The organism is Pseudoalteromonas sp. SR45-1, assembly GCF_014163655.1.
Lineage (GTDB): Bacteria > Pseudomonadota > Gammaproteobacteria > Enterobacterales > Alteromonadaceae > Pseudoalteromonas > Pseudoalteromonas distincta.
Genome location: NZ_JACJDR010000014.1, coordinates 62,938 through 76,289 on the forward strand (window position 1 = coordinate 62,938; position 13,352 = coordinate 76,289).

Below are 13,352 nucleotides of genomic sequence, written 5' to 3' on the forward strand. Positions count from 1 at the left end.
GCTGCATGTGAAGTTATATTCTATAGCCCTAAATAGCAGCGGTTTATATGTATTTGCAACAGTTGCTTACAAATGTCACCTTAATGTTTCATATGGCTCTGGTATTATGGCGTTAATAGAATTTTGGGGATAATAGGATATGCAAACAAATTCACTTAGATGGTTTTTTCCATTTGTGGCGCTCATTGTTGGTGTTGTTGGCTTTATGGGAATCAATGCCATTGCAAAAGATCCAGAAAAAAAAGAAGTAATTGATACTCGTCCAACAGTGCAAGTTGAGCCAGTGATTGCAAACGATCACCAAGTTATTATTAATAGCTACGGTGAAGTAAAGCCTCTTGAAAATACACTGCTCTCGGCGCAGGTGTCGGGCGAGGTGTTAAGTTGGCATCCTAATTTTGTAGCCGGTGGCATAGTTGCTCGCGGTGAAACCTTATTCACTATCGAAAAAGACAACTATGAAGCAGCAGTACTTGTTGCAGAGGCCGAGCTTGCTCGCGCACAAGCGGGTTTAATAGAGGAACAAGCTCAAGCTCAAGTAGCCGAAGACGAAGCCAAGCGCTTTCCAAGTAAAGCGCGCACAGATTTATTTTTACGTAAACCTCAAGTGCTCAGTGCGCAGGCATCTGTAAAGTCGGCGCAAGCAGCATTAAAGCGCGCGCAACGTGATTTGGATAATTGTGATGTTACAGCCCCTTACGACGCATTGGTGATTAGCCGAAATATAGGTGTTGGACAGTTTGTCACTATGGGTTCGCAAGTTGCTGAACTCAATAATATTGAGACCGCTGAAGTGATTATTCCTATAGCAGGGTTCGATAGCGTTTTTTTGCCAGAGCGTATTAAAGGTATTACCGCAACGATTATTCAAAAAGGCCTAAACAGCTTCACCCGTGAAGGTGTAATTGACCGCGACCTAGGGATTGTTGATAACGCTACGCGTATGAGCAGTTTAGTAGTGCGTATAGAAGACCCATACGGTCTTAAGAATATACAACCAGCCATTAAGTTTGGTAGCTACGTACAGGTAAATTTTGCAGGTGCAATGCTTAATAATATTTACCGCTTACCGCAAGAGTTAGTTAATAACAAAACCGTATGGATCGTTAATGAAGAGCAGCAACTTGAGCCGCGCAAAGTCACAGTTATTCGTGAAGAGGGTGAGTACTTTTACATCAGTGATGGTTTGCAAACAGATGATAAGTTGGTGATTACTTTGCCAGAATATCCGCAAAAAGGCATGGCTGTAAAAATTGCGGGCCTTCAAAATACTAAAAATACAGAGGCACTTGAAAATGCTTCCACTGAAAAATTATAAAGGTAGGCTGAGTTATGAGTAACACTGAACTACCAAATACAGCGCCTTACGCTGAAAAACAAACCGGTATTATTGCTTACTTCGCTAATAACTCCGTTGCTGCCAACCTAATGATGATTTTTATTGTGGTGATGGGAATTATTAGCTTTCTAAATATCCAACGCCAAATGTTCCCTAATGTAGAAATTAACTACATTAATATTGAAGCTAACTACCCCGGCGCTTCACCACAAGAAATAGAAGAAAGCATACTTATAAAAATTGAAGAGTCGCTAAAAGATGTGACCGAAATTAAAAAAGGTGTGTACAGGGCATTTAGAAATGGCGGTAGAGCAAGTCTTGAAATTAATACTGATGTAGAGCTGACCGATATACTCGATAAAGTTAAATTACGGGTTGATGGTATCGCAACGTTCCCTGCCGGTATGGAACCGGTCACCATAAGTCAAGTTGAGTTTAGGCAAGATGTTATAGGTATGACACTCGTTGCTGACTTACCGCTAACTGAGCTTAAGCCTATAGCAAACCAAATAGAAGATGAGTTACTACAGCTATCTAACGTGTCGTTAGTGGTAAACGATGTTCCTCTTGATGAAATAGCAATTGAAATCGAACCCGATACGCTGCGTCAGTATAACCTAACCCTTAGTGATGTAATGAATGCAGTGCGTCGTTACTCAGCTAACTTTTCGGCGGGGCAGCTAAAAACAGACGCAGGTGTTATTTCTGTTCGCGTCGAAAATCAGTTTTACTCTGGTGAAGAATTTAGGCAAATACCGGTAAAAATAGGGGCTAATGGCGCTAAAGTGTTACTGCAAGATATTGCCGTGATTAAAGATCAGTTCACTGAAGGTGAGCGTTACTTTAAATTCAATGGTGAAAATGCAGTTTATATATCGGTAAAAGCGACTGAAGAGCAAAGTATTATCCCAGTTGCTGATTCAGTAAAAGCATTTATAGAATTAAAAAACAAAGAGCTACCACTGGGGGTTCGTTTAGAGCCACTAATGGATTTTACGTATTACCTAAATGCCCGCTTAGACATGATGGTTACAAACCTCATTCAGGGCGCTATTTTGGTTGCAATTATGCTATCAATCTTTTTACGCTTTAAGTTGGCATTATGGGTAATGATTGGTTTACCAGTGTGCTTTTTGGGCGCAATGATGATGATGCCACTGTTTGGTGTAACCATTAATATTTTATCACTTTTTGCTTTTATTATGGTGCTAGGGATTGTGGTGGACGATGCCATTGTCATAGGCGAAAGTGCCTACACCGAAATAGAGAAAAAAGGCGGCGGTGTTGTTAATGTGGTTAATGGCGCAAAACGCGTAGCAACCCCTGCAACTTTTGGTGTACTAACTACCATTGCAGTATTTGCTCCATTTACGTTATCTACAGGCCCAGAAAGTGCCTTCTTTTATGGTATAGCTGTGGTGGTAATGCTGTGCTTGGTATTTAGTTTGATTGAATCAAAGTTGATATTGCCTGCCCATATTGCTCACACTCATTTTTCACCAATAAAAGAGGGGGGCTGGCGAGATCGGTTTAATACGCGATTTTTTGGTTTTGTAAATGGCCCATATAAACGCTTTGTTATACGTTGTGTTGAATGGCGTTGGTCAGTGCTATTTTCATTTATTGCTCTATTAATCGTAACCTTTGCTTTAATCTCATCAAATCAAGTTCGTACCGGGTTTATGCCAAAGATCCCGCATGACTACCCGCAAATAAATCTAGAAATGAATGACAATATATCAGACATACAAACAATAAATGCTATTCGTGAAATAGAAGCGATGGTGATTGCGATTGATGAAGATACCGAACGCAAATATGGTCAAAAACTCATAAGAGATATTTTAGTATTTAACCAAGGGCGAACTGAAGCACAAGTGCTTGTTCCCCTTGTTGATGAAAGTATAAGGCCTTATAACGCGTTTGAATTATCACGACGTTGGCGCGAGGCGATGCCCGATATTGCCGGTGTTAAATCATTAACCATTTATGATGATGTAAATGGAGGGAGCAGTGACGGCGAATTTGGTTATTTATTATATGGCTCTGATATTGATACATTAAATAATGCAGGACGTCGTTTTATAGAGTTGCTGCAACAGCAAGAAGGTTTGTTTGATATTAGCTCAACAATAGATCCTGCAAGTAAAGAAGTGCAAATGAGCCTAAAACCGGTCGCTTACGATTTAGATTTAGACTTAGCTTCTATTGCAAATCAAGTTGGGGCAAGCTTTTACGGTGGTGAGGCTCAACGTGTTATTCGCCGAGGCGAGGAAGTACGTGTAATGGTGCGTTACCCTAAACTGACTCGAGAGGCATTTTCGTCACTTAAGCATGCGGTTGTTACTACCCCGCAGGGCCGTGAAGTACTTCTTGGTGATGTAGTAGAGCTAACAGAAACGCCAGGTATTAGCTATATACGCCGCGAAGGTGGCTACCGTACCGTGTATGTTTATGGCAATATTGATGAAGAGCAAATTGAGCCAAACGAAGTTGTAGATCAAATTAAAGAAAAGCTACTACCACAACTTAAAGAAGAGTATCCAAGTGTTAAGTCAGAACTAGGTGGCGCCATTGAAGAGCAACAAGATCAGGCTAATCAGCAGAAGATGTTTTTCTTCGGCGGTATGATTTTGGTGTATATTTTATTAGCCGTACCCCTTAAGAGTTATGCGCAACCACTTATTGTTATGTCGGTGATTCCATTTAGCTTAACGGGAGCAATATGGGGGCATTACTGGTTTGGTTTGGATATAACTTTAATGTCTGGCTTTGGTATTATTGCAGCAGCAGGGGTGGTTATAAACGACTCACTCGTTATGACCGATTATGTGAATCAAGCCCGTAAAACAGGTGTTAGTATTAAAAATGCTGTAATAGATGCCGGTTGTGCTCGATTCAGACCTATATTACTTACTTCAATTACTACATTTGCAGGTGTATTGCCCATTATGTTTGAAACAAGCCTGCAGGCTAAGTTTGTAATACCTATGGCGGTAGCGCTTGGTTTTGCAGTGATGTTTGCAACATTAATAACACTTATATTAGTGCCATGCTTGTACATTATATTAAGTGATATTGGTAAGGTGTTTACACGCATTTTGGGTGGGATTAGGACTGTATTTAAACGTCGCCCGCAGAAGGTTTAGCTCAATAAATAACATACGGGCTTAAATGCCGGGTACAAAAAGCACTGAATGATTAACCATTCAGTGCTTTTTATCATTTGTTGTTACTACATTAAGTATTAAAACAACAATAATTAATCTTTAAATTGCTTATGGCAATCTTTACAGCCTTTAGCCCATGCGCCAAAAGCTTTACCAATTACGGCCTTATCGCCTGATTGAGCCGCTACTGCTAGTTCATCTGCGTATTGTTGGAATGCAGTTGCTTTTTTCATAAAAGTATCGTTTTCAGACCAAACAGCAGCAAGTGCAGCTGTGTCGCCTTTATCTGTTCCTTCGTAAAACGCTTCCCATGGCATTTTTGAAAGTGCAGCTGCGTTGTTAGCACGCTTTTTAAATTGCTCTGCGTCAAAAGGTACTTTACCTTTTAGCATTGCGCCCATGTCACCAATTTGTACTGAGATCATTGAAAACGCTGCTTGGCGGTATTCAATCGCGTCACTTGGCTCTTTAAATGCAGAATTTGCCGATACGCTAAATGCACACGTTGCCAGTGCTATTGTTGCTAATACTTTTTTTAATTTCATGTTTGCCCCTGTTGAAAATTGTAATTCTTAATTCGGTATCTTGTATCTAACATCGTATTTATTCAAGTGAATACGATAGATTTAACTAAAACTTAATCGTTTATATCAATATCTGCAAATATCATCCCGCGACGCATGCTTCTAGTTGCTAAGAATACCTCACCAAGTAACGACATAAATGCACATATGAGTAATGCCATTGCTGCTACAAAACAACAAGCAATAGTCACGCCTAAGTTTATAGATTGAATGTGCGATAAAAATAACAACATAACCACAGCGCATACAAGTAATGCGCTTAATACACTTAAACTAAAAGCAATATGAATACATCGAGAACGCTTTAAAAGAGCGCGCAGCTCTGTAGCGAGTGATTTATTAAAGTCCTCGTCAGTACTTACTTTTAATCTGCGTTCTAACTGACGTGCCCTATCGGTAATACGTGCCAAACGATTAGATAAAACACCTAAAGTAGCGGCAATACCCGTGATCAAGAATACTGGGGCAACAGCTGTTTGAATTACTTTAGCCATAGTTAAAATATTTATTACTTCGTTATTCATTCCTACCCTTAATCAGTTGAGCTTGAAAATGACTTATATATCTACAGAGTACCTGATGTAGGCTTATTAAGAAAAGAGGAATTACGTTGATTTACTTTACATAGCTTCACAAAGTAAATCACAACACAGGTTATTTTTAGGTATATTTAATTACTTAATAAAAAATAAAAAATAAAAACCAACAAGGACTTTGACTGATGAAACGTACTCCATTCGCACTTGCTGCATTATCGCTAGCTATTTTAAGTGGCTGTAATCAAGCCCCTGAAGAAACCAAAAAAAATAATACACAAGTTAAAACGGTTCAAGTAGCCCAAGCTATTGCCCCAGTTGCTAAAAAAGTGCCTCATGAGATGACTATTCATGGTGACACACGTGTAGATAATTACTATTGGTTACGTGATGACGAACGTAAAGCGCCAGAGGTGATTAACTATTTAGAAGCTGAAAATACATACACAGATGCAATGCTTGCACATACCAAAACGCTGCAAAGTGAATTGTTTGAAGAGCTAAAAGGGCGTATCCAAAAAGACGATGATTCAGTCCCAGTTAAAAACGGTGATTATTTTTACTCAACGCAAACACGTGGCGATAACGAGTACACTACTTACTTACGCAGCAGCGATTTTGCAGGTACGGGTCAGCAAGTTATTTTAGATGTAAATGAGCTTGCGAAAGGCCATGATTATTATGCAGTAAGTGGCTTAAATGTAAGCCCGAATGGCAATTTAATGGCTTATGGCGAAGATACTGTTAGCCGTCGTATTTATAGTATAAAAATAAAAGATTTAACAACCGGTAAATTACTCGAAGATGCACTTGAGGGCACCAACGGCGGTATAGTTTGGGCAAACGATAATAAAACGGTTTATTACATTAAAAAAGATTTACAAACTTTATTAGGTTATCAGGTTTATCGTCATACATTAGGTACACCACAAGCTGATGATGAGCTAATTTACGAAGAAACTGATACCAGTTATTACATGGGTATCAGTAAAAGCAAAGATGAGTCAGAAATTTATATTTGGCACAGCAGCACAGCTGCATCAGGCGTATCGGTACTAAGTGCTGATGATGCTAAGGCAATGCCTAAACGCTTAATTGAGCGCGAAGCAGGGCTTGAATATGAAATATCTAAACTAGGGAATACTTACTACATTGTAACTAACTTAGATGCTGTAAATTTTCAGCTGATGAAAGTGGATATTGATAAAGCTGGTGACAAAGCAAATTGGCAAAGTGTGATCCCAGCGCGCGATGATATTAAACTCGAAGGCATTGATTTATTTAATGACTACTTAGTTTACCAAGAGCGTGAAATGGGCCAATCAAAGTTGATTGCGCGTGATTTAAAAACAGGTAAAGAGTTACCACTGAGCTTTAACGATAGCGCTTATACAATTGGTACTTATGGTAATAACGATATAGATAGCAGCACGTTACGAGTTTACTACACAAGCATGACTACACCTGGTTCATCGTACGATGTAGATTTAGCGACTGGCGATAAAAAACTACTTAAACAGCAAGCTGTATTAGGTGATTTTGATGCTGATAATTACGCCTCAGAGCGTATTTTTGTAACAGCACGTGATGGCATAAAAGTACCGGTAAGCTTAGTTTACCGTAAAGATGCGTTTAAAAAAGATGGTACTAACCCGCTACTGCAATATGGTTACGGCTCTTATGGCGCAACCATGGATCCTACTTTTTCAAGCACGCGCTTGAGTTTACTTGACCGTGGCTTTGTATTTGCAATTGCCCATGTACGTGGCTCGCAAATGCTAGGTCGTCCTTGGTACGAAGACGGCAAGCTACTCACTAAAAAGAATACGTTTAATGACTTTGTTGATGTAACTAAAGCATTGGTTTCTCAAAAGTATGGCGCAAAAGATGAAATATTTGCGTTAGGTGGCAGTGCTGGTGGCTTATTAATGGGCGCAGTAGCAAACCAAGCGCCTGAACTTTATAAAGGCATGGTTGCAGCGGTACCGTTTGTAGATGTAGTAACCACGATGCTTGATGCGAGTATTCCGCTTACAACAAATGAATACGGCGAGTGGGGTAATCCGAACGAAAAAGCGTACTACGATTATATGCTGTCTTATTCGCCATACGACCAAGTATCTAAGCAAGCATATCCTAATATGCTAGTGACGACTGGCTTGCACGATTCACAAGTTCAATACTTTGAGCCTGCAAAATGGGTTGCTAAGCTGCGTGACTATAAAACTGATGACAATAAGTTATTGTTTAAAATAGATATGGAAGCAGGGCACGGTGGTGCATCAGGTCGCTTTAAACGCTTAGAAGATACCGCGCTAAACTATGCATTTATGCTTGATTTAGCGGGTATTAAAAAGTAATTAATTTATATATTTAAATAGATTTAACTCAATAAGGTGCTTTTTAAGAAAGCACCTTATTTTGTGGTAAATTAAAGCTAAACATAGTGCCTTTACCAATTTCACTTTGTACGTAAATTTCACTATCCATCAGTTTTAATAAACCTCTGCAAATGGCCAATCCTAAACCACCTTGCTGGCGCCCTTCTTTATTAGAATTACTTGCTTGGTAGTGCGGGTCAAAAATAGCATTCAGCTCATCTTCTTTTATGCCTACGCCCGTGTCTGATACATGCACAAATAGTTGATTATCGTCACTGCGTTTTACATGTACTGCAATGCTGCCGCCGCGAGGGGTATGCCTAATTGCATTATCAATTAAGTTACTTAACACGCGCTCTAATTTAGCTATATCGGCAACCACAGGAAAATCACAAATCGCAGGTTCTACCGACAAACTAATGCCTTTTTTATCAACGGCTAAACTAAATTTTGCCATGCAATCGTAAATAAGCTCACCTAAATTAAAGGTTTCTTTATTTATACTTATTTCGCCATTTTCTAAGTGAGCAAGCTCAAATATTTGCTCTATGAGTAGCTTTAATTGCCCACAATTATTAAGCGATACCTGCAAGTATTCTTGCTGCTCTTTTTTACTTAGCTGCTCGCCTGACTGATTTAATACTTCTAAAAACCCCTGCAGTGAAGCAAGTGGTGTACGTAGGTCGTGCGATAAGTGAGTTAGTAACTCTTTGCGTTGTTTATCGCCTTGTTCAAGTGCTTTAAACTGCTCGTTAATACGCGTTAGCATGGCTTGAATACTTCGCCCTAAACTATGAACTTCGTTACTTTTTTGCGTTGAGTAATTACTTAGCTTGGTGTCGGTAAGGCTGTAGTTAGCTGCTTCAATATTACTAACATCGCGGGCTAAGCGCTGAATTGGGTTGGTAAAAAAGCGTAGCAAAATTAGCATCGCAATAAATAAAAATGCGAGTGCAGAGCCAAGCCATAAAGCGGCTAGCCATAACTTATCATTATTTTTTACAGTACTTAGTGAGGTGTCGTAAGCCTCACCACCAATAATTACATATAAATAGCCTTGTAACTTATCTTGATTAAATACTGGCGCGGCTGAAAATATTTTTTGTTGCTCTTTATTACGAGGATTATCACCATAAATAGGGGCAGCGCTTGGGTCGTTAATCAGCCTTTTTAAAGGCGTTAAACTAATATGCGTGCGTTTAACTTTCCCCGGCTTTGCTGAGTAAGTAAGAATTTTTCCGGTTTCGTCTACAAAATAAAATTCAAACGCAGGGCCTAATAGCATCAAGGTATGAAAGAGGTTTTCAAGCGCTTTATAGTCGTAAACACCTTCTTTTATTAATGGGTTATCCTGTACTAAATGCTCGGCAAGCGCCAAATGTAAATTTTGCTCAGCATGATGTTTTGAGGTGAGTTCCAGTTGCTTGCTCCAGCCGTAAACTAGGGCGCAAATAAAACAAAAAATGACAACTAGCGATATAGCTAATTTTTGATACAAAGATAATTTCATAATAGGTGTCTTAATTGAGTTGGCTAGGGTTTAGTTTGTAACCAACACCCCAAACTGTTTCGATGATAGGCGCTTGTTGGTGTTCTTCTAGCTTGGCACGTAAGCGGTTTATATGTGAATTAACCGTGTGCTCGTAACCACTGTGTTGGTAACCCCATACTTTATCGAGTAACTGCTGGCGGCTAAAAACATGATTAGGATGGCGTGCAAAGTAAACGAGTAAATCAAATTCGGTGGCGGTAAGGTTAAGGGCTTGCTTGCCTAAATACACTTGGTGCGAACTAAATTCTATATTGAGTGAGCCTACATTTAGTATTTGTTCGCTATCAACGGGGGAGTTGTCGTTATTTTGGCTAGCGAGTAGTTGTGCTCTGTGGCGTAATTGGGTTTTTACTCTGGCTTGTAATTCGCGTGCAAAAAAGGGTTTACAAATATAATCATCGGCGCCCATTTCAAGGCCAATAACTCTGTCCATATCGCTACTAAGCGCGGTGAGTAAAATTACGGAGGTAGTTGGGTAATGCTCTTTTATTTTTCGGCATAAGCTCAAACCATCCATTTGGGGTAAGTTTATATCGAGTAAAATAAGTCCGTAGGGATGCTTAGCTATTTTTTTTAAGGCAAGTTCTGCGCTTACAACATGATCAACATGTAAGTTAAGCGACGTTAGCTGCGTGGTAATTAACTTACCTATTTCTCTGTCATCTTCTACTACTAATATTTTTTCGTGACGCATGTATTACCTCGTAAAAAGGGGGGCATCCGTGCTCCCTTACTTCCCCATTACAAGCTGGAACGTTACTGCGTGCGCGTAATTACTATTTTCGATACTGGGTTATCAAACTTATGTTCAACACCAAGTGCTGATGTAGATAATCCATCTTGATTTGAAACAATGCCTGGATGCATCGTTATTATATCGGCTGTATCGTCACGTATTTCGTTAAACCCTTCACCGCTAGCGGCAGGACCTGGCACAGTTTCAGCTGTTTCTGTATTTGCTTCCGTACCCGCATCATAAGCAGTCGTAGTGCGTGATAACGAACCGCCAACTTCTAATGTTGATACATCTAAAGAACTAAGACCGGTAAAAGCATCATTTGTATTCCCAAGCATGGCAGCAAATGACAAATTAAGCGTTTCTTGCTCTTCAACAGTAATGATTACTGTGGTGGTTTCACCAGGGCCAATAGCGCCTTCAGCCGAAACTGCAGCAAGTGCACTTTCGTAGCTGAGGTATTCTTCATTTGCACCGCTTTCTGCAAGCATTTCTAAGCCAACAGAAGCTGTTGTACCGAAGGTCCAAGGTGCTTCATCTTCAAAAGCAATGACAGAGAGTGGTGACAAAGGCTGTCCTGCAGTTAAGTTACTAAAAGTAATAGTAAACTCACTGATCACAGGTTCTACAACAATTGGCTCAACAACGACCGGCTCTTCAACAACTGGGTCGTTATCATTATCGCTACACGCTGCAAGTGTGGTTGCAAGTGCAAGCACTAGTAGACTTTTTTTAAGGTTGTTAGCAGATGACATAATCATGCTCCTACTTAACTGTAACGGTTAATTGTGCTACTGGGTTTAACCATCTGTGTACTGTATTACTTAAATCGCTATTACCCGCTTCTAAATCGTCATCACCTAAGCTACCCGGGTGAATATGAATGTTAGTGTTTGTATCACCACTTAATACACCTGTACCGCCAGTGCCAGCGTCGCCACCTGGAGCAGCAGGAATACCCGGAGTACCTGGTGCGCCAGAGCCTTCAACTACAAGCTCATTGTTTTGTTCTGTGCCTGCATCGTAAGCATTTAAATTAATTGTGTAAGTACCCGCTTCTGTTGGGATTTTCCAGCTGTTTAAGCCTACAAAGCCATCATTAGTTGGTAGCATCATTGCAGTTAAAGATAGGTACTCATTACCGTCAGTCGTGCTCAGTGTTGCCGTTGTAGATGCGGCTGGTGCAAGTAAACCTTCAGCTGGGTTTGCAGCCATATCACTACCCGCAGCAGTTGCTTGTGCAACTAACTCTTCAATATTGCCGCCTTCAGCCATTGTTTGTAGTGCTGTAGATGCTTGCGTTGCTACTTCAAACAGTGTGTCTTCGCTGTTGTGTGCTGTAATTAACAGTGGAGTAAAGTGAATACCTTTGGTTAGGTTAGTTACTTTTAGGTCTAATTCTGCGGCCATAGTCGATTGGCTAGCTGCCGCTAAAAGAATTGCGATTGTTAATGTAGAAGTTTTCATTATTATTTCCTGTAAGTGATGATTCGAGTTGAGTATTGAATAATCGTCTCCAGAAACTCTCACAAACTTATCACTTTTTTATCACAAGATTTCACGCTGTGATTTTTAAACATAAATACGTTGGTTGATTTGTAGACATTTGTTTAGTTAAGAGGCAACATACATAAAACAAAAAGGAGAGTGTTATGGAAGAAAATCAGCAGGTTGAACCAGTTAATAAAGATGACCGTACGTGGGCTATGTTATGCCATTTAAGTGCGCTTGCTGGGTTTGTTGTGCCGTTTGGCTCAATAATTGGGCCATTAATTGTGTGGTTAATTAAAAGAGATGAAATGCCAATTGTTGATGTGCATGGTAAAAAGGCGCTTAACTTTCAAATAACGATGGCAATTGCATATGTAGTTTGTTTTGTGCTGATGTTTGTAGCAGTCGGCTTAATATTACTACCTATAGTGGCAATTTTTGGGTTTGTAATGGTTGTAATGGCAAGTATTAAAGCTAATGAAGGTAAAGAGTTTAATTACCCGTTTAGTTTAAATTTGATAAAATAAACACACAGTTTATTTTTATACCAATTGCATTAAATTAGTGACCTATTATAGCGATAAGAAAATAGCTCAATAACAAGGCTAAAATTATGATACATAGTTGTTCTATATAAATAATTTTTAACGTAGTTAGTGAGTTATTTAATACGCTAGAATGATCATGTTTTTAATAAAATTGGTATTATAAACCCAGCTATAGGCTGGGTTTTTACGTTTAGCCATAAGGGCATTATGCTTTATCTCACGTTATTTATTAGCGCATTTATATCTGCGACATTACTGCCTAGCTCTTCTGAGGTGATAATGGTGGGAATGATTACTCAAGATAAAGTTAATTTATGGCTTATGTGGTGCGTAGCAACACTTGGAAATGTGTTAGGGAGCTGTGTTAATTACTGGTTAGGCACGCAGGTACTGCGTTTTAAAGATAAAAAATGGTTTCCTGTATCGCAAAAAGGGCTTGATAGCGCACAAAAGCAATTTAACAAATATGGAGTGTATAGTTTGTTATTTGCTTGGTTGCCGGTTGTGGGGGACCCATTAACGGTGATTGGAGGCATATTTAAAGTACGATTTAGTACCTTTTTATTGTTAGTAACACTAGGCAAAGGCGCTCGCTATTTAGCGGTTATCGCCCTTGCCGTAGGATTCGAAAAGCTTTTTTAAATAAGTTTTTAAGTGCTTATTTAGCCCAATCAAGCGTTAACGACACTGAGTCGGCAAAACGCAGTGCATGTGGTTTATCAACACGTGCTTTAGCGTAATGAACGCTTGGGTGTGCGTGACAAACGGCAAGAATTTCAGCAACTAATTTTTCTAGCAGTAAAAAGTGCCCTTGCTCTACTAAGCTAATAACTTCTTTGGTGATCACTTTATAATTAAGTGCTTGGTCAACTTCATCCGTTTTACACGCATCATCAGCAGGGTAGTGAATCTCTAGATTGATCACTACATCTTGCTTTTTTTCACGCTCATCGGGGTTAAAGCCAATAAACGTACGCAGGCGTAAATTAGTAACGTTAATAATTGCATTAGCCAT

At 39.6% G+C, this 13,352-nt stretch carries 12 protein-coding genes; 5 read left to right on the plus strand and 7 right to left on the minus strand.

Annotated elements, in window-relative coordinates:
• The first annotated feature begins 139 nt into the window (after positions 1 to 139).
• Both H5089_RS14635 and H5089_RS14640 read left to right on the plus strand, forming a co-directional pair.
• Positions 140 to 1,318: an efflux RND transporter periplasmic adaptor subunit gene (locus H5089_RS14635; RefSeq protein WP_182712519.1), complete on the plus strand. Its 1,179-nt coding sequence runs from the start codon at positions 140 to 142 to the stop codon at positions 1,316 to 1,318.
• A gap of 14 nt (positions 1,319 to 1,332) precedes the next feature.
• Entirely contained in the window at positions 1,333 to 4,488 is a 3,156-nt protein-coding gene (locus H5089_RS14640; RefSeq protein WP_182712520.1) for an efflux RND transporter permease subunit, read from the plus strand.
• A 113-nt stretch (positions 4,489 to 4,601) separates the two neighbouring features.
• Here H5089_RS14640 and H5089_RS14645 read toward each other — a convergent pair whose 3' ends face one another.
• Together H5089_RS14645 and H5089_RS14650 are read right to left on the minus strand one after the other, a co-directional pair.
• Positions 4,602 to 5,054: a cytochrome c gene (locus H5089_RS14645; protein WP_024595584.1), complete on the minus strand. Its 453-nt coding sequence runs from the start codon at positions 5,052 to 5,054 to the stop codon at positions 4,602 to 4,604.
• 92 nt (positions 5,055 to 5,146) lie between these two features.
• Positions 5,147 to 5,617 (minus strand): DUF2721 domain-containing protein, encoded by a 471-nt coding sequence (locus tag H5089_RS14650; protein ID WP_007377300.1) that lies wholly within the window; start codon positions 5,615 to 5,617, stop codon positions 5,147 to 5,149.
• A 197-nt stretch (positions 5,618 to 5,814) separates the two neighbouring features.
• Between H5089_RS14650 and H5089_RS14655 the strand changes: the two genes are divergently transcribed.
• Positions 5,815 to 7,989, plus strand: a complete 2,175-nt coding sequence (locus tag H5089_RS14655; RefSeq protein ID WP_182712521.1) for a S9 family peptidase — start codon at positions 5,815 to 5,817, stop codon at positions 7,987 to 7,989.
• 43 nt (positions 7,990 to 8,032) lie between these two features.
• Here H5089_RS14655 and H5089_RS14660 read toward each other — a convergent pair whose 3' ends face one another.
• The 4 genes from H5089_RS14660 to H5089_RS14675 form a co-directional block, all read right to left on the minus strand.
• A complete protein-coding gene (locus H5089_RS14660; RefSeq protein WP_182712522.1) occupies positions 8,033 to 9,520 on the minus strand; it encodes a cell wall metabolism sensor histidine kinase WalK in 1,488 nt (495 codons plus the stop codon).
• Between the two features lie 10 nt (positions 9,521 to 9,530).
• Positions 9,531 to 10,256: a response regulator transcription factor gene (locus tag H5089_RS14665; RefSeq protein ID WP_182712523.1), complete on the minus strand. Its 726-nt coding sequence runs from the start codon at positions 10,254 to 10,256 to the stop codon at positions 9,531 to 9,533.
• A 62-nt stretch (positions 10,257 to 10,318) separates the two neighbouring features.
• Positions 10,319 to 11,053, minus strand: a complete 735-nt coding sequence (locus H5089_RS14670) for a spondin domain-containing protein (protein WP_024607274.1) — start codon at positions 11,051 to 11,053, stop codon at positions 10,319 to 10,321.
• 10 nt (positions 11,054 to 11,063) lie between these two features.
• Complete coding sequence (locus H5089_RS14675; protein ID WP_154903805.1) at positions 11,064 to 11,765, minus strand: spondin domain-containing protein; 702 nt, start codon at positions 11,763 to 11,765, stop codon at positions 11,064 to 11,066.
• Between the two features lie 185 nt (positions 11,766 to 11,950).
• Here H5089_RS14675 and H5089_RS14680 point away from each other — a divergent pair, with 185 nt between their 5' ends.
• Both H5089_RS14680 and H5089_RS14685 read left to right on the plus strand, forming a co-directional pair.
• Positions 11,951 to 12,316: a DUF4870 domain-containing protein gene (locus tag H5089_RS14680; RefSeq protein ID WP_024595771.1), complete on the plus strand. Its 366-nt coding sequence runs from the start codon at positions 11,951 to 11,953 to the stop codon at positions 12,314 to 12,316.
• Between the two features lie 228 nt (positions 12,317 to 12,544).
• Positions 12,545 to 12,979 carry a YqaA family protein gene (locus tag H5089_RS14685; protein WP_182195417.1) on the plus strand — a complete coding sequence of 145 codons (435 nt, stop codon included), beginning with the start codon at positions 12,545 to 12,547 and terminating at the stop codon, positions 12,977 to 12,979.
• 16 nt (positions 12,980 to 12,995) lie between these two features.
• On the opposite strand, the gene folX is transcribed toward H5089_RS14685, so the two are convergent.
• Positions 12,996 to 13,352 (minus strand): dihydroneopterin triphosphate 2'-epimerase, encoded by a 357-nt coding sequence (folX, locus tag H5089_RS14690; protein WP_002962340.1) that lies wholly within the window; start codon positions 13,350 to 13,352, stop codon positions 12,996 to 12,998.